At 66.8% G+C, this 18152-nt stretch carries 22 protein-coding genes; 14 read left to right on the plus strand and 8 right to left on the minus strand.

The window, feature by feature from the left end:
* Positions 1-69: 69 nt before the first annotated feature.
* A complete protein-coding gene (locus ISP25_RS09435) occupies positions 70-828 on the minus strand; it encodes an RNA methyltransferase (RefSeq protein WP_404613424.1) in 759 nt (252 codons plus the stop codon).
* Between the two features lie 101 nt (positions 829-929).
* Here ISP25_RS09435 and ISP25_RS09440 point away from each other — a divergent pair, with 101 nt between their 5' ends.
* Positions 930-1748 carry an inositol monophosphatase family protein gene (locus tag ISP25_RS09440; RefSeq protein WP_404613426.1) on the plus strand — a complete coding sequence of 273 codons (819 nt, stop codon included), beginning with the start codon at positions 930-932 and terminating at the stop codon, positions 1746-1748.
* A gap of 22 nt (positions 1749-1770) precedes the next feature.
* Here ISP25_RS09440 and ISP25_RS09445 read toward each other — a convergent pair whose 3' ends face one another.
* The 5 genes from ISP25_RS09445 to ISP25_RS09465 form a co-directional block, all read right to left on the minus strand.
* Positions 1771-2295, minus strand: coding sequence for a hypothetical protein (locus tag ISP25_RS09445; protein WP_404613428.1), 525 nt, complete (start codon positions 2293-2295; stop codon positions 1771-1773).
* Positions 2296-2383: 88 nt separating this feature from the next.
* Positions 2384-2638: a DUF2164 domain-containing protein gene (locus ISP25_RS09450; RefSeq protein ID WP_192154025.1), complete on the minus strand. Its 255-nt coding sequence runs from the start codon at positions 2636-2638 to the stop codon at positions 2384-2386.
* A 34-nt stretch (positions 2639-2672) separates the two neighbouring features.
* Positions 2673-3359 (minus strand): DnaA regulatory inactivator Hda, encoded by a 687-nt coding sequence (gene hda / locus ISP25_RS09455; RefSeq protein WP_404613430.1) that lies wholly within the window; start codon positions 3357-3359, stop codon positions 2673-2675.
* Positions 3356-4531: an AI-2E family transporter gene (locus tag ISP25_RS09460; protein ID WP_404613432.1), complete on the minus strand. Its 1176-nt coding sequence runs from the start codon at positions 4529-4531 to the stop codon at positions 3356-3358. Before ISP25_RS09460 ends, hda begins: the two co-directional genes overlap by 4 nt.
* Positions 4532-4692: 161 nt before the next feature.
* Positions 4693-5688 carry a DUF2066 domain-containing protein gene (locus ISP25_RS09465; RefSeq protein WP_404613434.1) on the minus strand — a complete coding sequence of 332 codons (996 nt, stop codon included), beginning with the start codon at positions 5686-5688 and terminating at the stop codon, positions 4693-4695.
* 147 nt (positions 5689-5835) lie between these two features.
* On the opposite strand from ISP25_RS09465, the gene purM reads away from it, so the two are divergent.
* Genes purM through ISP25_RS09480 form a run of 3 tightly spaced genes read left to right on the plus strand, consistent with a single transcriptional unit; the run spans position 5836 to position 8280 of the window.
* Complete coding sequence (purM, locus tag ISP25_RS09470; protein WP_192154019.1) at positions 5836-6870, plus strand: phosphoribosylformylglycinamidine cyclo-ligase; 1035 nt, start codon at positions 5836-5838, stop codon at positions 6868-6870.
* 7 nt (positions 6871-6877) lie between these two features.
* Positions 6878-7531 (plus strand): phosphoribosylglycinamide formyltransferase, encoded by a 654-nt coding sequence (gene purN, locus ISP25_RS09475; RefSeq protein WP_404613436.1) that lies wholly within the window; start codon positions 6878-6880, stop codon positions 7529-7531.
* Positions 7532-7578: 47 nt separating this feature from the next.
* Positions 7579-8280 (plus strand): DUF3108 domain-containing protein, encoded by a 702-nt coding sequence (locus ISP25_RS09480; protein ID WP_404613438.1) that lies wholly within the window; start codon positions 7579-7581, stop codon positions 8278-8280.
* A 108-nt stretch (positions 8281-8388) separates the two neighbouring features.
* Here ISP25_RS09480 and murA read toward each other — a convergent pair whose 3' ends face one another.
* Together murA and ISP25_RS09490 are read right to left on the minus strand one after the other, a co-directional pair.
* The gene (gene murA, locus ISP25_RS09485; protein WP_192154013.1) at positions 8389-9648 is read right to left on the minus strand and encodes a UDP-N-acetylglucosamine 1-carboxyvinyltransferase; all 1260 of its coding nucleotides are present in this window, start codon (positions 9646-9648) and stop codon (positions 8389-8391) included.
* A gap of 85 nt (positions 9649-9733) precedes the next feature.
* Positions 9734-9976, minus strand: coding sequence for a BolA family protein (locus ISP25_RS09490; RefSeq protein WP_192154011.1), 243 nt, complete (start codon positions 9974-9976; stop codon positions 9734-9736).
* A 158-nt stretch (positions 9977-10134) separates the two neighbouring features.
* Between ISP25_RS09490 and ISP25_RS09495 the strand changes: the two genes are divergently transcribed.
* The 10 genes from ISP25_RS09495 to ISP25_RS09540 all read left to right on the plus strand — a co-directional run bounded on the left by ISP25_RS09495 (position 10135) and on the right by ISP25_RS09540 (position 18151).
* The gene (locus tag ISP25_RS09495) at positions 10135-11145 is read left to right on the plus strand and encodes a KpsF/GutQ family sugar-phosphate isomerase (protein ID WP_192154008.1); all 1011 of its coding nucleotides are present in this window, start codon (positions 10135-10137) and stop codon (positions 11143-11145) included.
* A 40-nt stretch (positions 11146-11185) separates the two neighbouring features.
* Positions 11186-11725, plus strand: coding sequence for a KdsC family phosphatase (locus ISP25_RS09500; protein ID WP_404613441.1), 540 nt, complete (start codon positions 11186-11188; stop codon positions 11723-11725).
* Positions 11722-12354 (plus strand): LPS export ABC transporter periplasmic protein LptC, encoded by a 633-nt coding sequence (gene lptC / locus ISP25_RS09505; RefSeq protein ID WP_404613443.1) that lies wholly within the window; start codon positions 11722-11724, stop codon positions 12352-12354. Before ISP25_RS09500 ends, lptC begins: the two co-directional genes overlap by 4 nt.
* Complete coding sequence (gene lptA / locus ISP25_RS09510; RefSeq protein ID WP_404613445.1) at positions 12311-12988, plus strand: lipopolysaccharide transport periplasmic protein LptA; 678 nt, start codon at positions 12311-12313, stop codon at positions 12986-12988. The genes lptC and lptA overlap by 44 nt, the downstream gene beginning before the upstream one ends.
* Positions 12989-12991: 3 nt before the next feature.
* A complete protein-coding gene (gene lptB, locus ISP25_RS09515; RefSeq protein WP_192154002.1) occupies positions 12992-13711 on the plus strand; it encodes an LPS export ABC transporter ATP-binding protein in 720 nt (239 codons plus the stop codon).
* An 86-nt stretch (positions 13712-13797) separates the two neighbouring features.
* Positions 13798-15264, plus strand: a complete 1467-nt coding sequence (locus ISP25_RS09520) for an RNA polymerase factor sigma-54 (protein ID WP_404613447.1) — start codon at positions 13798-13800, stop codon at positions 15262-15264.
* A gap of 130 nt (positions 15265-15394) precedes the next feature.
* A complete protein-coding gene (gene hpf, locus ISP25_RS09525; RefSeq protein ID WP_192153998.1) occupies positions 15395-15718 on the plus strand; it encodes a ribosome hibernation-promoting factor, HPF/YfiA family in 324 nt (107 codons plus the stop codon).
* Positions 15719-15845: 127 nt separating this feature from the next.
* Positions 15846-16796, plus strand: a complete 951-nt coding sequence (hprK, locus tag ISP25_RS09530) for an HPr(Ser) kinase/phosphatase (RefSeq protein WP_192153996.1) — start codon at positions 15846-15848, stop codon at positions 16794-16796.
* 13 nt (positions 16797-16809) lie between these two features.
* Complete coding sequence (rapZ, locus tag ISP25_RS09535; RefSeq protein ID WP_404613449.1) at positions 16810-17709, plus strand: RNase adapter RapZ; 900 nt, start codon at positions 16810-16812, stop codon at positions 17707-17709.
* Positions 17710-17752: 43 nt separating this feature from the next.
* The gene (locus ISP25_RS09540) at positions 17753-18151 is read left to right on the plus strand and encodes a PTS sugar transporter subunit IIA (RefSeq protein WP_192153992.1); all 399 of its coding nucleotides are present in this window, start codon (positions 17753-17755) and stop codon (positions 18149-18151) included.
* Position 18152: the final 1 nt, after the last annotated feature.

Here is an 18152-nt window from a genome sequence, read left to right on the forward strand (position 1 = left end):
AGCGCACCCTGTGCGCGATTGCTTTTCGCTCTGATCGAAGCGCGAGGCAATCGCGCACAGGGTGTGTTCCTACCGTTTTCCGCCTGCCAGCATCGCCATCCGCTGCGCGTCCGCCAGAATCCCGTGCAGCACGCGCAACTCGCGCTGATCCGGCTGCGCACGCTGAAACAGCTTCCGCAACCGCAGCATGATCGTGGTCGGCTCGCGCCCCTTGTGGAAGTCGATGTCGTCCAGTGTCTCGGCAAGATGGGCGTAGAAGCGTTCCATCTGCCCCGCATCGGCGGGCGGCTCGTCGTTCTCGGGCGGCGGCCCAGGCAGCGCATCGCCCAGCATCGCCAGGCGCAGTTCGTAGGCCATCACCTGCACCGCCTGTGCAAGGTTCAACGAACTGAAGTCGTCCACGCTGGGAATGCGCACCATCGCATGGCAGGTCGCCAGTTCCTCGTTTTCCAGGCCCGTGCGCTCGTTGCCGAACAGCAGCGCCACCTGCTCGCCGCGCGCGGCTGCGGCCAGCGCCTGCGCGGCCCCCTCGCGCGGCGACAACTCCGGCAGGTTCACTCCACGCCGCCGCGCGGACAGGCCCAAGGCGAAACTCGTCCCGGCCAAGCCACCGACCAGGGTCTCGTGCACACCCGCCTCGGCCAGCACCTGCACCGCGTTCGCCGCCAGTGCGTCAGCCTCGCGGTCGGGGAAGCGCTGCGGCGCCACCAGCTCCAGCCGCGTGAAGCCCATGGTGCGTATCGCCCGCGCCGCGCCGCCGATATTGCCCGGATGGGAGGTGCGTACCAGCACGAAGCGGAACAAGGAGACGAGATCGGGTGGGTTCATGGGTACCGCCGGCAAAGCAAAGACCGTCTAGGATACGCCAGCCTGCGGCCCGGCTCTGCTAGAATCGCCGGCCGCAACCCGTTCTTTCGACAGCCGAAGCCATGACCCGACCCGCCATCACCATCGCGGTGCGCGCCGCGCGCGCCGCCGGCAACGTGATCCTGCGCTACATGAACCGCATCGAAGGCCTCGCCGTCGTCGAGAAGCAGCGCATGGACTTCGCCTCCGAGGTCGACAAGCTGGCCGAGGCCGAGATCGTCAAGGAACTGCGCCGCGCCTACCCCGACCACGGCATCCTCGCCGAGGAAAGCGGCGCCATCGGCAAGAAGAACCCGCTCACCTGGGTGATCGACCCGCTGGACGGCACCCACAACTACCTGCGCGGCATCCCGCATTTCAGCGTCTCCATCGCCATGCTGGACAAGGGCGTGCCGGTCTATGGAGTGGTGTTCGATCCGTTGCGTGGCGAACTGTTCACCGCCAGCAAGGGCGACGGCGCCTATCTGGACAAGGGCACCGGCCCGACGCGCATCCGCGTCGGCAAGCGCGAGAACCTGGGCGGCGCGATGATCGCCACCGGCTTTCCCTACCGCCAGCGCGCCCACCTCGACGCGCAGCTCGCGATGACCCGCGCCCTGCTCGGCCAGGCCGAGGACATCCGCCGCTCCGGCTCCGCGGCGCTGGACCTCGCCTATACCGCCGCTGGCCGCTACGACGGCTACTTCGAGATCGGCCTCAAGCCCTGGGACATGGCCGCCGGCGTGCTGCTGGTGCACGAGGCGGGCGGCCGCTACGGCGACTTCGCCGGCCGCGACGGCATCCCCGAAAGCGGCAACATCATCGCCGGCAACCTCAACGTGGCGAAGGCGATGACGGACGCGATCGGCGCCCAGGCGACACCGGAGCTGTTGAAGGCCTGATCACTCGACCGGAACCACCAGATCAAGACGGCGAATTGCACGCGGCGATATCCGGCTCGCCCAAACGCTCAGCAATCAATTGATCTCGAGCCTCGTGCCCCGCGCCTGCGGGGCCTGGATCAACCCAGATCCCAGCTTCGCCACGCAAGCCTTTCGGCGTCAGTTGCATGCGTACTCCGTAACCACCATCCGGCGAACGCACCAGCTCAAGATCAGCGGCACCTTCAAGCAACGCCCATGAGAAGAAGCCGCGCTGCTCGTTGCCAAACGGGCCGCCTGTTGCTTTCGACCAGACGAAGCAGCCGTTGGCATATTGCGTGTCGAGGTCGGCACGAAAGAGACGCCCCTGCGCATTCCGTATCGGACGCTCGAACAACACCAGCGTTCCGGTGAAATCGGGCGTTGCGATGCATGGGCCATGGCACACGCGAAGAACGTAGGTTCCCGCATAGGCCGCCGGGTGCGTGGCCGCATACGACGACGGATCGGCCGCGCCTGCTGCCAGGAGAAGCGCTGGAGCAAGCAGGCCGGCATGCATCCATGACATTGGAGGCGTCTCCGTCGCGATTCGTGCGGCCCATCTTCCTGCTCACCCGGCAAATTTCGCAAGGAAAACCCCTGTTGCAGACCGGGCCTCACCGCCGGAATTCGGTCGGCCGCTCCAACTGGTAGATCGCTTCGCCCAGCTCGTCCAGCTTGCCCGAGAGGATGGCTTGGGCGTCGTACAGGCCGCGGTTGTAGAAATAGCCGCCGATTTCGCCCGCGAAGAAATCCAGCAGGAATTCGGCATCGAAGCGCCCGATCTCCTGCTTCAGCTCTTCCGTGAAGTAGAGCTTGATCTTGCGCACGAGGATTTCCTTCTCGTCGCTGCTGAACTGGATGTCGGGCATGGCAATCCACCATGGGTGCAGTTGGCTTCTGCGGCTATTTCAGCAGCTCGCGCAGGAACGGGATCGTCACCCGCCGCTGCGCCGCCAGCGAAGCCTGGTCCAGCCGGTCCAGCAGGTCGAACAGCGCGCCGAGGTCGCGGGTATGGCGGGCGAACAGCCAGTCGAGCACGCCTTCATCCAGTTCGATGCCGCGCAGTGCGGCTTGCGCCTTGAGCACGTCGCGGCGTTCGGCATCGTCCAGCGGCCGCAGCGCGAGCTGGGTGCAGGCGCCGAGGCGCGAGCGAAGATCGGGCAGCCCCAGGCCCAACCGGGCAGGCGTGGTTTCGGCAGCGAAGAGCAGAGCTGCGTCTTCCGCCTTGGCGCGGTTGTAGAGGTCGAACAGCGCGTGCTCGGCCTCGCGGATGCCGGCGATGGCGCCGAGGTCGTCCAGCGCCAGCAAGGCACCGCCCGCAACGCCGCGGATCGCGGCGGCATGATCGGCAAGCTTCGCCAGCGGCAGGTACTGCACACTGCGCCCGGCGTCGCCGGCGGCCTGGCAAGCGGCCATCAGCAGATGGCTCTTGCCGCTGCCCGCCGGTCCATGCAGGTACAGCCATGGCGCGGCGGCCTCGCGCGCGAGCCGTTCAACCGCGGCGAGTGCGGCGGCGTTGGCGCCGGCATGGAAATGTTCGAATCGCTGGCGGCGCGGCCAGCGCAACGCAAGCGGCAGCTGCGGAATCATGGCCGGGCGGATGGCTCGTGCGGCGACGCGGCCTCCCCCGCGTCAGACGCAGTGCTCACGGCGACATCCACTTCGACGACGGTCTCATGGATGGCGGGGTCGGCCTCGCCCTCTTCGGTGTACAGCTCGCTGAGGCGGTAACGCTCCATCAGATAGTGCAACAGCACCATCACCACCGACGCGGCCGGCAACGCCAGCAACACACCGAGGAAGCCGAACAGCTCGCCGCCGGCCAGGACCGCAAAGATCACCGCCACCGGATGCAGGCCGATCTTCTCTCCCACCAGCTTGGGCACCAATACGTAGCCTTCCAGCAACTGCCCCACCACGAACACGCCGCAGACGATCAGCACATGGTTCCAGTCGCCGTACTGCACCAGTGCGGCGATGATGGCCGCGCCGAAGCCGGTGATGAACCCGAGGTAGGGCACGAAGCTCAGCAGGCCAGCGATCATGCCGATCAGCGCACCCACCGACAGCCCGGCGACCAGCGACAGCGAGCCCCCGTAGTACACGCCCAGCGCCAGCATCACCAGCAATTGGCCGCGCACGAAAGCGCCAAGTACGGCATTCGTTTCGCGCGCAAGGTGGGCGATGGTGGGTTCGATCGAGCGCGGCAACAGGCGGTCGATGGCCACTACCAGCCGATCCCAGTCGCGCAGCAGGTAGAACGCCACCACCGGGACCAGCACCAGGTTGGTGAGCCACAACACGAAACCCAGACCGGAACGCGACACCTTGCCCAGCACCAGGCCGGCGACGCCGCCCACTGAACCGATGTGCTCCTTGATGGTGGCAATCAGCTGGTCGCTGTCGAACGTGCGCGGATCGAGGTGCAGCTTCACCTGCAGCCATGGCCACGCCGTGTGCTCGGCCCAGTCCACGTAGCGCGGCACGTTCTGGATCAGGTTTTCGACCTGGTGCGAGATCAGCGGTATCAGCAGCAGCAAGGCACCGCCCAGCAGCAGGAGCAGCACCAGGAACACGATGGTCACCGCCAGCGTGCGGCCCATGTGCAGGCGCTCCAGTCGGTCCGCCAGCGGATCGCCGAGATAGGCCAGCATCGCCGCCACCACGAAGGGCGTCAGCATCGGGGCCAGCCGCCACAGCAGAAAGCCGATGACCGCGATGATCGCCAGCATCTGCCAGCGGCGATAGGCGTCGTGGTTCATCATCCCAAGGCCCTATGCAAAGCCGGCTCTCCCGAAGAGTCCGCACGGAGAAGTGCGGGATTTTGCGAAGGGTCCGCATATGACCGCACATGGATGCGCGGGCCTTCGCGGGCGACTCGCATGCAGGTGTGCGTGGTATCGCGAGGAGCCTGCATGCGAGATCAGTGCAGCCACTGCAGGCTGGCATCCGTATCCGGATGCGCCTCGCTGCGAATCAACCGTCCACTCGCCGCAAGGTTCGCAGCCAGCGCATCGGCCGGCATCACCGATTTCACCTCGAACAACATGCCGTCGTTGTCCGCGCCCAACATGGCGACGCCACGCACCGAAGGATCGTTGCGCAGCAAACTGAGCAGGTTCGCATAGTCCATCGCGCTGGCGAGGCCGCTCACCCACAGCTTCTCGTCGTTGACGGTGGAGCCGATCACGTTGAGTTGCTGCCCGATGCGGTCGACCATGCCGTTGCCGGCATCGGTCATCAGCGCGTCTTCGGTGGCGGCCTTGTCGTTCCAGTGCTGCGCCTTGCCGCCGGACACCAGCGTCCAGTCGGCGCCGCCGTCGTGCAGGCTGCCCAGCAGCACCAGACCGGTGTGGTATTGCTGATTGATCGCCACCAGGGTGGCAGGATCGGCGGCGTCCACCTTGGCCGGATCGGGTGCGTTCGAGGGATCGACGTAGGTCACGCCATAACCGCGCGCGGCGGCGGCACCGGCGAGGCTGGCCAGCGCGTCCTTGTCCAGCAACTGGCCGTCGCTGCCGCGCACCATCAACAACACCGGCGGCTTGCCGCCCACACTGTCCGTTACGCCGAGCTGGGTCACCAGGTGGCGCACCGCGCCCGGCTCGAAATCCACCGAAAGGTTCATGCCGCCGGTGGTGCGTGCGTACTGGAAGTGCAGCACCAGCGCTGCGGCGTTCTTCAACGCATCGTCGTAACCCGCCTTGCCGCGCAGATCCTGCCCGCCGGCCACCCGCGCCAGTACCTGGCTGAGCGCGCTGGCGAAGGCCGCGCCACGCTGGGTGTCGCTGGTGTCGGTCACCGGCACCGTCACCGAATACGGCGATACGGTCTGCGCATGCAGGGGCGGCAACCCGGCCAGGCCCAGCAGCAGGACGATGAGGAACAGGCGCGGCAGGCGCATGGCGAACGGGCGCATCGGCGGGGCACTTGGCGGGGAATACCACGGAAGTCTGCCCAATCGCCCCCGCGGCGTCCATGCCGCCGTCCACGGAACTGGCGCGCGACCGCGTCGGCAACCGTCCGCATGCAGTAGAATTGCGCGTTTCCCACGCCGGTTTCCGCCATGTCCGACGCCCTCACCTACCGCGCCGCCGGCGTCGATATCGACGCCGGAAATGCCCTGGTCGAACGTATCAAGCCGCTGGTGAAGCGCACCAGCCGTCCCGAGGTGATGGGCGGACTGGGGGGTTTCGGCGGCCTGTTCAACCTGGGCGGCAAATACAAGGAGCCGGTACTGGTCTCCGGCACCGACGGCGTGGGCACCAAGCTCAAGCTCGCCCAGCAGTTGAACCGCCACGACACCATCGGCATCGACCTCGTCGGCATGTGCGTGAACGACGTGCTGGTGCAGGGCGCGGAACCGCTGTTCTTCCTGGACTACTTCGCCACCGGCAAGCTGGACGTGGACACGGCCGCTGCCGTGGTGGGCGGCATCGCCAGGGGTTGCGAGCTGGCCGGTTGCGCCCTGATCGGCGGCGAGACCGCCGAGATGCCGGACATGTATCCGCCCGGCGAATACGACCTTGCCGGCTTCACCGTGGGCGCGGTGGAAAAAGCCGCGCTGCTCTCGGGCGACGGCATCGTGTCCGGCGACGTGGTGCTGGGCGTGGCGTCGAGCGGCCCCCATTCCAATGGCTATTCGCTGGTCCGCAAGATCCTCGAACGTGCCGGCAGCCCGCTGGACCTCGACGTGGGCGGCGTGAAGCTCGTCGACGCGCTGATGGCCCCCACCACGATCTACGTGAAACCGATGCTGGAGTTGATCGCCACGCAGGGTGCGTCCATCCACGGCATGGCCCACATCACCGGCGGCGGTCTCAAGGAAAACATCATCCGCGTGGTGCCCGACGGCCTCGGCCTCGCACTTGACGCCCACAGCATCGAACTGCCGCCGGTATTCGACTGGCTGCAACGCGAGGGCAAGGTAGCGCGCGAGGAAATGTGGCGCACCTTCAACTGCGGCGTGGGTTTCACCGTGATCCTGCCGCGCGACGCGGTAGCTGCGGCGTCCGCCCTGCTGGGCAAGCACGGGCTTTCCAGCCGCGTGATCGGCGAAGTGGTCAAGGCCACGGACGACGAGCGCGTCCATATCGGCTGAGCCTGTCGTGAGCCAGTCCCTCCTCAAGGTTGCCGTGCTCGCCTCCGGCCGCGGCAGCAACCTCGCTGCGCTGGTCGCGGCGCGCGATGCCGGTGCGCTGCCGGTGGAAATGGTGCTGGTTGGCAGCGACAAGGCATCTGCCGGCGCGCTGCGGCTGGCCGAGGCGGCGCACATCCCCACGCTGGCACTGAACCCGAAGGACTATCCGGATCGACCCAGCTTCGACCGCGCCCTGTTCGCGCACGTCGCGGCCAGTGGCACGGAACTGCTGGTGCTGGCCGGTTTCATGCGCGTGATCGACGCTGCTGTGGTGGCCCAATGGGAAGGCCGCGCGATCAATATCCACCCGTCGCTGCTGCCGAAGTACCCCGGCCTGCACACGCACCGCCGCTGCCTCGAAGCCGGCGACACCGAGCACGGTGCCAGCGTCCATTACGTCACCGCCGAACTGGACGGCGGCCCGGTAGTGGCGCAGGCACGCATCCCGGTCGGCCCGGGCGATACCGAAGCTTCGCTTGCCGAACGCCTGCTTGCCGAAGAACACCGGCTGCTGCCCGCCGTGGTCGGGGCCATCGCCCGCGGCCGCCTGCGCTGGAACGGCGAAGCGATGTTCGATGGCCGACCGGTGACCGCGCCGCTCACGCTGGCGCAGCTTTCGTAGATACACAGGTCGTGCGGCATTCAGCCACACGGCCTATATTCGGCGGAATGAAAATCTCCCTCCTCCGCGCCGGCCTTGCCGCAACCTTCGTCCTGTCCGCCACTGCAGTTTCCGCCGCGAGCGTGCCGCAGTCCTTCACCGCCACCTACCACGTGCTGCAGGGTGGCGAGCCGATGGGCGAAGCCAAGCTCACGTTGAACCCAGTCGGCAACGGCCAGTTCGAATACACCGACAAGGTCACCGGCACTTCCGGCCTCGCCGCCGCCTTCGGTGCCAGCACGTCGGAAGTGTCGCACTTCACCTGGGCCGGCCAGGTACCGCAGGCGGTGTCGTACAAGTACGCCTTCGCCTCTTCGTTCAAGCCGAAGAACCGCGAACTCGTCGTGCAGGGCAATACCGTGCAAATGGATGACAACGGCAAGCATCACAGCTATCCCATGCAACCGGGCATGGTGGAACGCAATACGCTGCCGCTGGCGTTGGGCGTCGCGCTGCGTGACGGCGCGAAAAGCGCCACCTTCGGCGTTGGCGGCAGGCAGTCTGTCGAGATGCAGACGTTCAAGGTGGCCGCCAGCGAAAAGGTCAGCGTGCCTGCCGGTTCGTTCGATGCCGTACGCGTGGATCGCACCGATCAAGAACGCGATTTCAACGCCTGGTATGTGCCGGCGAAATATCCGGTGCCGGTCAAGATTTCCCAGAAGGATGGCGGCAATCTCACGCTGGAACTCGTGAGCTATTCGCAGCCATAGGGCACTCGCTCAAATAACTTCCGGTGCCAGACAGACGGAGATCGCAGAGGTTCCACGGTCTGCGCTGGCACATGGCATACCCGGCCCATGTGCCCGCACAACCAAAGCTCAGTTCGGTAGACGCCGGATGCGTGCGCCCAGCGTGCCCAGCTTTTCCTCGATGTTCTCGTAGCCGCGATCGATGTGGTACACGCGGTCCACCGTGGTGTCGCCCTGTGCCACCAGTCCGGCGAGCACCAGACAAGCGGAGGCGCGCAGGTCGGTGGCCATGATGGGCGCACCGCTCATCTGGTTCACGCCCTTGATGACGGCGGTGTTGCCTTCGAGCTGGATGTCGGCGCCGAGGCGCTGCAGCTCATGGGCATGCATGAAGCGGTTTTCGAACACCGTCTCGGTGATGATGCCGATGCCCTCGGCCACACAGTTGAGCGCGGTGAACTGGGCCTGCATGTCGGTGGGGAACGCCGGATACGGTGCGGTGGTGATGTTGACCGCCTTCGGCCGGCGCCCGCCCATGTCCAGCTCGATCCAGTCCTCGCCGCTGGAGATGTGCGCGCCGGCATCCTCCAGCTTGGCCAGCACCGCGTCCATCGTGTTGGCGCGCGCGCCGCGGGCGCGCACCTTGCCGCCGGTCATCGCCGCACCGACCAGGAAGGTGCCGGTTTCGATGCGGTCGGGCAGCACCTGGTAGTCGGTGCCGTGCAGGCGGTCAACGCCATGGACCACCAGCGTCGAGGTGCCCACGCCTTCGATCTTCGCGCCCATCGAGATCAGGCAATGGGCGAGATCCACCACCTCGGGCTCCTGCGCGGCGTTCTCGATCACCGTGGTGCCTTCGGCCAGCGTGGCGGCCATCAGGATGTTCTCGGTGCCGGTGACGGTGACCATGTCCATCACGATGCGCGCACCCTTGAGCCGCTTGGCGCGCGCCTTGATGTAGCCGTTCTCCACGGTGATCTCGGCGCCCAGCGCCTGCAGGCCGCGGATGTGCTGGTCCACCGGGCGCGAGCCGATCGCGCAGCCGCCGGGCAGCGACACCTCGGCCTGGCCGAAGCGCGCCACCAGCGGCCCCAGCACCAGGATCGAGGCGCGCATGGTACGCACCAGGTCGTAAGGAGCGATGCAGGTACTGGTGGTGCGCGGATCGACGTGGATCTTCATGCGGTCGTCCAGCACCAGCTGTACGCCCATCTGGCCGAGCAGCTCGATGAAGGTGGTGACGTCATGCAAGTGCGGCACGTTGCCGATGCTGACCGGCGCATCGGCCAGCAGGCAGGCGGCGAGGATGGGCAGCACAGCGTTCTTCGCGCCGGAAATGCCTACCTCGCCCTGGAGCGGCACGCCGCCATTGATCAGGATCTTGGCCATCGAACGGTGTCCTAAACTTGTACGCTCCTCCATGAGCGCGAAGAAGAACCGGCATCCGTGCCGGACTTTTCAATAAGAGCGGAAATCACCCTCGGCGCGCGGCGGCTTCCTCGGGGGTCAGCGTCTTCAATGCCAATGCGTGGATCGCGCCGCCCATCAGTTCGCCCAGCGTGGCATAGACCAGCCGGTGCCGCGCCAGCGGCAGCTTGCCGGCGAACTGGCTGGCAACCACGGTGGCCTCGAAGTGCACGCCATCGTCGCCGCTGACCTCGGCCTGCGCGCCGGGCAGGCCGGTTTCGATCAGGGTCTGGATGCGTGCTGGGTCCATCGGGCTTCCACGAGCAAAGGGCGGCGGACGCGACCGGAATCGGCATCGCGTCGGCTTGTGACGTTAAAATGCGAATATGCCATGGTAATGGAAATCCCCTGTCGCAGAAACGACAGCGATCCCGCCATGGGCATTCCCGCGCCCCGTATCGAGCCCCCATGAACCCACGTCCCGTCCCGCACGCTGCCATCGAACTCGCACCCGAAGCCATCGTGCGCAGCGCCCGTGCGGTGATCGCCACCGAGGCCGCGGCCATTGCCGAGCTCGGGCCGCGCATCGACGGCGCCTTCGCGGAAGCCTGCCGGCTGATCCTGGCCTGCCGCGGCCGCGTGGTGGTCACCGGAATGGGCAAATCGGGTCATGTGGCGCGCAAGATCGCCGCCACGCTGGCGTCCACCGGCACCCCGGCCTTCTTCGTGCACCCCGGCGAGGCCAGCCACGGCGACCTCGGCATGATCCAGCCCGACGACGTGGTGCTGGCGCTCTCGTATTCCGGCGAGACCGACGAGCTGCTGTTCATCCTGCCGATGATCAAGCGCCAGGGCATTCCGCTGGTCGCGATCACCGGCAAACCGACTTCTTCGCTGGCTACCCAGGCCAACGTGCATATCGACGGCAGCATCAGCAACGAAGCCTGCCCGCTGGGCCTGGCCCCGACCACCAGCACCACGGCAGCACTGGTATTGGGCGACGCGCTGGCGATCGCCTTGCTGGAGGCACGTGGCTTCACCTCGGACGACTTCGCCCGCTCGCACCCCGCCGGCAGCCTGGGCCGCCGCCTGCTGCTCAGGATCAGCGACGTGATGCACTCGGGCGAAGACGTGCCGCGCGTGCCGCCCGAGGCCAGCCTTACCGCCGCCCTGGTGGAGATGACCCGCAAGCACCTGGGCATGACCGCCGTGGTGGATGAACAGCAGCAATTGCTCGGCGTGTTCACCGACGGCGACCTGCGCCGCGCCCTGGACGACGAGGGGGTGAACCTGCGCGACGCCACCGTGGCCGCGCTGATGACCCGCGGCCCCAAGACCATCGGCCCCGACAAGCTGGCCGCCGAGGCCGCGCAATTGATGGAGAAGCACCAGATCCATGCCCTGCTGGTGGTGGACGACGAGCGGCGCGTGGTCGGCGCGCTCAACATTCACGATCTGCTCCGTGCACGCGTGGTCTGATCGCACGTTTATCTCTCCCGCCACTTCTGCGAACCGACTCATGTATCTGGCCGATCTCCCCGCCGACCTCCTCGCCCGTGCTGCGAAAATCCGCGTGGCTGCGTTCGATGTGGATGGCACGCTCACCGATGGCCGGCTCTGGTACGGCGAAGACGGCCGCGAAACCAAGGTGTTCCACGTCCACGACGGCCTCGGCCTGAAGCGGCTGCAGGCGAACGGCGTGCAGGTGGCCATCGTCACCGCGCGCATCAGCCACCCCGTGGCGCTGCGCGCCGAAGAACTGGGCATCGCCCACGTCTACCAGGGGCAGGCCGACAAGCGCGCCTGCTTCACCGCCCTGCTGGAAGCGCTGGGTCTCGCGCCCGAGCAGGCCGCCTTCGTCGGCGACGACCTGCCCGACCTGCCGCCCATGCGCATCGCCGGCCTCGCCGTGGCGGTGGCCAACGCGCACCCGTGGGTCGCCGAGGTCGCGCACTGGCAGACCCAGCGGCCCGGCGGCATGGGTGCGGCGCGCGAAGCCTGCGACCTGATCCTGCATGCGCAGGGCAAGAGCGCCGCCGAGCGGGAGCGCTGGCAGTGATCGCCTCCCTGCGGCTCTGGTTCCGCGACCGCAAGCTGCCCGCCATGATCGTGGTGGTGGCGCTGGCCGCCGGACTCGCCCAGGTGTTGCTGTGGTGGGTGGTCGGGACACCCAAGGAGAACGACTTCGTGGGGCCGCCGCGCTCGGGCTACGTGCTCTACAACGCCAAGATGTGGTCCTACAACCCCGAAGGATTGCTCGCATTCCGCATGCAGGCGCCCCATATGGAGCGCCGCGAGGACGATGACACCCTGTACATCAACGCACCGGTCTTCCAGATCTCCCCCAAGAAGCCCGGCATCCCGGACTGGGACGGCCATTCGCTGTACGGCTGGGTGGACAAGAGCGGCACCCTGATCAAGCTGCAGGGCCCGGTGCACATGCAGCGCGCCGCCTACACCGATGCCAAGGGCCAGCCGGTGGACATGGCGACCCTGGACACTTCCGAAGTCACCGCTTGGCCGAAGGAAAACCGCATGGTGACGGCCGAAGCGGCGCACGCCGTGCAGGGCGCCCGTACACTGGACGGCATCGGCATGCGTGCCAACCTCAACGAAAACCATCTGGAGCTGTTCGATGCAAGCCATGGCACCTTCCCGCCGCGCCCGCGTCCGCAACGCAAATCGTGAGGCTCTCGGCATAGCCTGCGTGGCGGCCTTGCTCGCCCTGGCTCCCTTGGCTGCCAGCGCCAAGAAATCGGATCGCCAGCAGCTGATGAACACCTGGTCCGTGAAGACCGACGCCTACAACGCGCCGAACACGGTCACCACGCTCACCGGCAGCGTCAGGATCACCCAGGGCACCATGCTGCTCACCGGCGACATCGCCAAGATCTACCTCGATGGCGACCAGCAGGTATCGCGCGTGGTGGTCACCGGCACGCCCGGCCATCCGGCGCACATCCAGGAACTGGACGAGAACAACAACCTGGTGACCGGCGACGCCGCCACCCTGGACTACGACAACGTCAACAACATCGCCGTGCTCATCGGCAACGCGGTGGTGGTGCAGCAGTGCCGTGGCGAATTCCATGGCGACAAGCTCACCTACAACCAGAACACCAACTACATCACCGGCGACACCGCCAGCAACGGCCTGGTGCATGGCGTGATCCTGCCCAAGAACACCACGGGCGCGCCGGTCATCTGCGCCAAGCCGCCCACCGCGATGCCGGTGCCCGACAACGAGCCGGTGGCCGGCAAACTGCCTCCCAAGGCAGTCGCCGCTCCGGCGAAACCCGCCGCACCGGCAAAGGGCAACTGATCGATGCTGTCCGCCGAAGGTTTGCAAAAGAGTTTCAAGGCGCGCCAGGTGGTGCGCGATTTCGCCTTCTCCATCCGCGAGGGTGAAGTGGTGGGATTGCTCGGCCCCAACGGCGCCGGCAAGACCACCTGCTTCTACATGATCGTGGGCCTGATCGAAGCCGATGGCGGCACGATCAAACTCGACCAGCAGGACATCACCGGCCTGCCGATGCATCTGCGCGCACGCCTGGGCATCGGCTACCTGCCGCAGGAAGCCTCGGTGTTCCGTCGGCTCAGCGTGGCCGACAACATCATGGCCGTGCTGGAATTGCGCGAGAGCCTCACCCAGCAGCAGCGCGAAGTCGAACGGGAGAAGCTTCTCGACGAGCTGAAAATCGGCCACATCGCCACGCAGAAGGGCATCAGCCTGTCCGGCGGCGAGCGCCGCCGCGTGGAGATCGCCCGCGCCCTGGCCGCCAACCCGCGCTACATGCTGCTGGACGAACCCTTCGCGGGTGTCGACCCCATTTCGGTGGGCGAGATCCAGCGCATCGTGCGCCACCTCAAGGAACGCGGCATCGGCGTGCTCATCACCGACCACAACGTGCGCGAAACACTGGGCATCTGCGACCGCGCCTACATCATGAACGAGGGCGAGGTGCTGTCGCGCGGCACGCCCGCCCATATCCTCGCCGACGAAAAGGTGCGCGAGGTTTATCTGGGTCGCGAATTCAAACTTTGACGTTGGCTTCACGGCGGGTGAACTGGCTATGGCCGCGCCCGCCGGCTGCGGAGTAGGATGACTGCCAGTCCATTCCACGGGCCGGCATGAAACCTGCACTGCAATTTCGTCTCCATCAGCAGCTCACCCTGACGCCGCAACTGCAACTGGCGATCCGGCTGCTGCAATTGTCGCAACTTGAGCTGGAAACCGAACTGCGGCAAATCGCCGAAGGCAACCCGCTGCTGGAATTCGCCGACGAGAGCGAAGACAACGACGCCAGCGCGGAGGAAGCCGCACCGGAAGCCGAATACGCGCAGACGCCCGGCCCCGCCGAGGCCGTCACCGACCACGGCATCGACGCCGACGACAGTGCCGAGTGGACCGACGACGGCGGCGGCAATGTCGAAACCCCCATCGACTTTTCCAGCAGCTCCGCCAGCGGCAACGCGCGTGGCGACGAAGACTTCGAGCCGCAGAACGCCGCGCCCGAGACCCTGCAACAGCATCTGTTGTGGCAGCTCAACCTGGCCGGTTTCAACCCGCGCCAGACCGCCATCGCCACGGTGATGATCGACGCGCTGAACGCCGACGGCTATCTCGCCGACGGCATCGAAGCCGTGCGCACGGCGCTGCCCGACAACCTCGACGCCAGTCTCGCCGAGATCGAGGCCGTGCGTCGCCGCCTGCAGGGTTTCGACCCGTTGGGCGTGGCCAGCCTGGACCTGCGCGACTGCCTGCGCAGCCAGCTGCAGCAGTTCGACGCCAGCACGCCGCAACGCGAGCTGGCGCTCGCCATCGTGGAAAACGAACTGGAACTGCTTGCGCGCAACGACGTCGCGAAACTCGCGCGCAAGCTTCGCGCCGACGAGGAAGAAGTGGCCGCCGCCGCCACCCTGATCCGCAGCCTCGACCCACGCCCCGGCGCGGCGCTGGACGCCACCCCGGTGGAATACGTGGCGCCGGACGTCTATGCCGTGCGCGAAGGCAGTCGCTGGCAGGTGCGCCTGAATGCGGACGCGCAGCCGCGGCTCGGCCTCAACCAGCATTACTGCAACCTGATCGCCCGCGCGCGCGGCGACGACGCCAACTGGATGAAGGGCCAACTGCAGGAGGCGCGCTGGCTGCTAAAGAGCCTGGAGTCGCGTGCCGAAACCCTGCTCAAGGTGGCGGGCGCCATCGTGCGGCGACAGAGTGCCTTCCTCGACTACGGGCCGGAGGCGATGCATCCGCTGGTGTTGCGCGAAGTGGCGGAGGAGGTTGGCATGCACGAATCCACCATCTCGCGCGTTACCACGCGCAAGTACCTGCATACGCCGCGCGGCACTTTCGAGCTGAAATATTTCTTCTCCAGCGGCGTCTCCACCGAAGACGGCGGCAGCGCCTCGGCCACGGCGATCCAGGCGATGCTGCGCAAGCTCATCGATGCTGAGAATCCGCGCAAGCCGCTGTCCGACCAGGCCTTGGCCGCGGAGCTGAAAAGCAAGGGCATCCAGGTCGCGCGACGCACCGTGGCCAAATATCGCGAAGGATTGCGCATCCCGAGTTCCAGCGAACGCCAGCGCAAGAGTTGAGCAGGGAACTTGCTCCCCGGAAAAACGCTCTCATATTTGTAGCGAAGGATGTTCGAAGGCGCGCCCGCATCCATCGAAGCGCGCCGATCCCGCCGCGAAACGCGGCCTGCACCACCAGAGGAGGCGTACCATGCAATTCCAACTCAGCGGCCAGCAGATCGATGTCACCCCCGCGCTGCGTCAACACGTCGAGTCCAGGCTCGACCGCCTCCACCGCCTCGATGACAAGCTGGTCAGCCTCGCCGTGATCCTCTCGGTGGACAAGCTGCGACATCGCGCGGATGCCACGCTGGGTATCACGGGTGCCACCCTGCACGCCGAGGCCGCCGAGGCGGACATGTACGCCTCCATCGACGCACTGTTCGACAAGCTGGTGGCACAGCTGCGCCGCCACCGCGAAAAGATCGTGGACAAGCACCATCGCGCCACGCGCACGGAAGTGCAGTACGGTTGACGCTTGCCGCAGGCCGCCCGGCGCACGGGCGGCCTGCTCTTCCCCGCACAGCTCCGCCCCAAGCTGGCACAATGGCCCTGCTCCGCCGCAACCTCCACGCGCGGCGCGCGACGCAAAGGACCGAAGCTTGGATCGGCTCACCGCACGACAACTCTTCGACGGCGTCAACGAGCGCATGGCGCTGCGTTGGATCGCCGGCATGCGCGGTGAATCGCGCATGCTGGAACCCAACGTGGCGCAATCGCGCCGACCTTCGCTGATCGGCTATCTCAACGTCATCTACCCGAACAAGATCCAGATCATCGGCTCGGAGGAACTGAATTTCCTCGACGCCATGGACTCGCGCCAGCGCTGGGAAGCGATCCACAAGATCGCCGCCACCCGTCCGGTGGCGATGATCGTCACCAAGGATCAGACCATCCCCTCGGATCTGCGCGAGGTGGCCGAGGAAACCGACACCCCGTTGTGGGTCAGTTCGAAGCGTGGGCATGAGCTGCTGACCTTCCTGCAGTACCACCTCGCCCGCCAGCTGGCGGCCAAGGTCACCCTGCATGGCGTGTTCCTGGAAGTGTTCTCGATCGGCGTGCTGATCACCGGCGAGGCAGGTTCCGGCAAGAGCGAACTGGCGCTGGAGCTCATCAGCCGCGGCCACCGGCTCGTGGCTGACGATGCCACCGAGTTCACCCTGATCGCACCCGACGTGATCGACGGCACCTGCCCCGAGCTGCTGCAGGACCTGCTGGAAGTGCGCGGCCTCGGCGTGCTCAACGTGCGCGAGATGTTCGGCCATATGTCCGTCAAGCCGTCCAAGTACCTGCGGCTGGTGATCCACCTGAAGCCGCTGCGCGAAGGCGAGGACATCGACGCGCTGACCCGCCTGACCGGCGACACCGGCCACCGCGAGGTGTTCGACGTGCGGGTGCCGATGATCACCATCCCGGTGGCGCCGGGCCGCAACATCGCCGTGCTGGTCGAAGCAGCCGTGCGCAGCCACGCGCTGAAGAGCAAGGGCATCGACCCAGCGCAGACCTTCATCGACCGCCAGGCGCATCAGCTGCGCCGGCTGCCGCCATGGTGAGTAGAGCCTGTTCATGAACGAAGAATCCACACCGAGCAACCTGTTCACCAACCCGCACGAAACCCACCTGATCGTGCTCACCGGCATGTCCGGAGGCGGCAAGACGGTGGCCCTGCGCGCGCTGGAGGACCTGGAGTTCTACTGCGTGGACAACCTGCCGCCCTCGCTGCTGCCGCAACTGGTGGACGCGGCAGGACGCGGCGCGGGCCGTTACCGGCGCATCGCGGTGGGCGTGGACGTGCGCAATCGCGGCGCCGACCTCGAACACCTGCCCGAGGCGCTGTCCGAACTGGCCGCCACCGGCGTGCAGCTGCACCTGATCTTCCTCGATTGCAGCGACGATGTGCTGCTCAAGCGCTATTCGGAAACCCGCCGTCGCCATCCGCTCGCCACGCGCGGCAAGTCGCTGGCCAACGCGATCGCCGAGGAACGCCGCCTGCTGCGCCCGCTGATGGCGATTGCCGAGAAGGTGATCGATTCCAGCGAACTCAACGTGCACCAGTTGCGCCGGCTGGTCGCTACGGGCTACGCGCAGGCCACCGAGGGCATGACCCTGATGTTCCAGTCCTTCGCGTTCAAGCGCGGGTTGCCGCTGGATTCGGATTTCGTGTTCGACGCGCGCTGCCTGCCCAACCCGCATTGGCAACCGAAGTTGCGCCCGCTCTCCGGCAAGGACGCGCCGGTGCGCGAGTTCCTCGAAGCCGAGCCGCTGGTCAACGAATACCTTGCCGACACCACGCGCTGGCTGGATGCATGGTTGCCGCGCTTCGAACAGGACGATCGCAGCTACGTCACGATCGCGATCGGCTGCACCGGCGGCCGCCATCGCTCGGTATACCTCGTCGAGCAACTCGCCGCGCATTACCGCGCTACGCGCGAAGGCGTGCTCACCTTCCACCGTGAGCTGGACTGACTGCCATGTCGCCGCGACAAACCAACCAGACGGAAGCACGGCCATGAGCGTCGGCGTGCTGCTGATGACCCACGAGGCGGTCGGCCAGGCACTGATTTCCGCCGCCCATCACGTGATGCCGAAACTGCCCTTGCAGGTGGAGGCGGTGGAAGTGCCGCCGCAGGCCGATCCCGACGTGATGCGCACGCTCACCGCGCGCCATGCGCGTGCGCTCGACCAGGGCGAGGGCGTGCTGGTGCTGGCCGACCTCTACGGCGCCACGCCCTGCAATATCGGGCTGTCGCTCAGCTCGCTGGGCGTGCGTCTGCGCTGCGTATCCGGCCTCAATCTGCCGATGTTGCTGCGCGTGCTCAATTACTCCGACAAGACGCTGGACGAACTGGCCGAGATCGCGGCCAGCGGCGGCCGCGGCGGCATTTTCATCGACAAAGCCTGTCCATGAG

The sequence above is a fragment of the Rhodanobacter hydrolyticus genome (assembly GCF_044904645.1).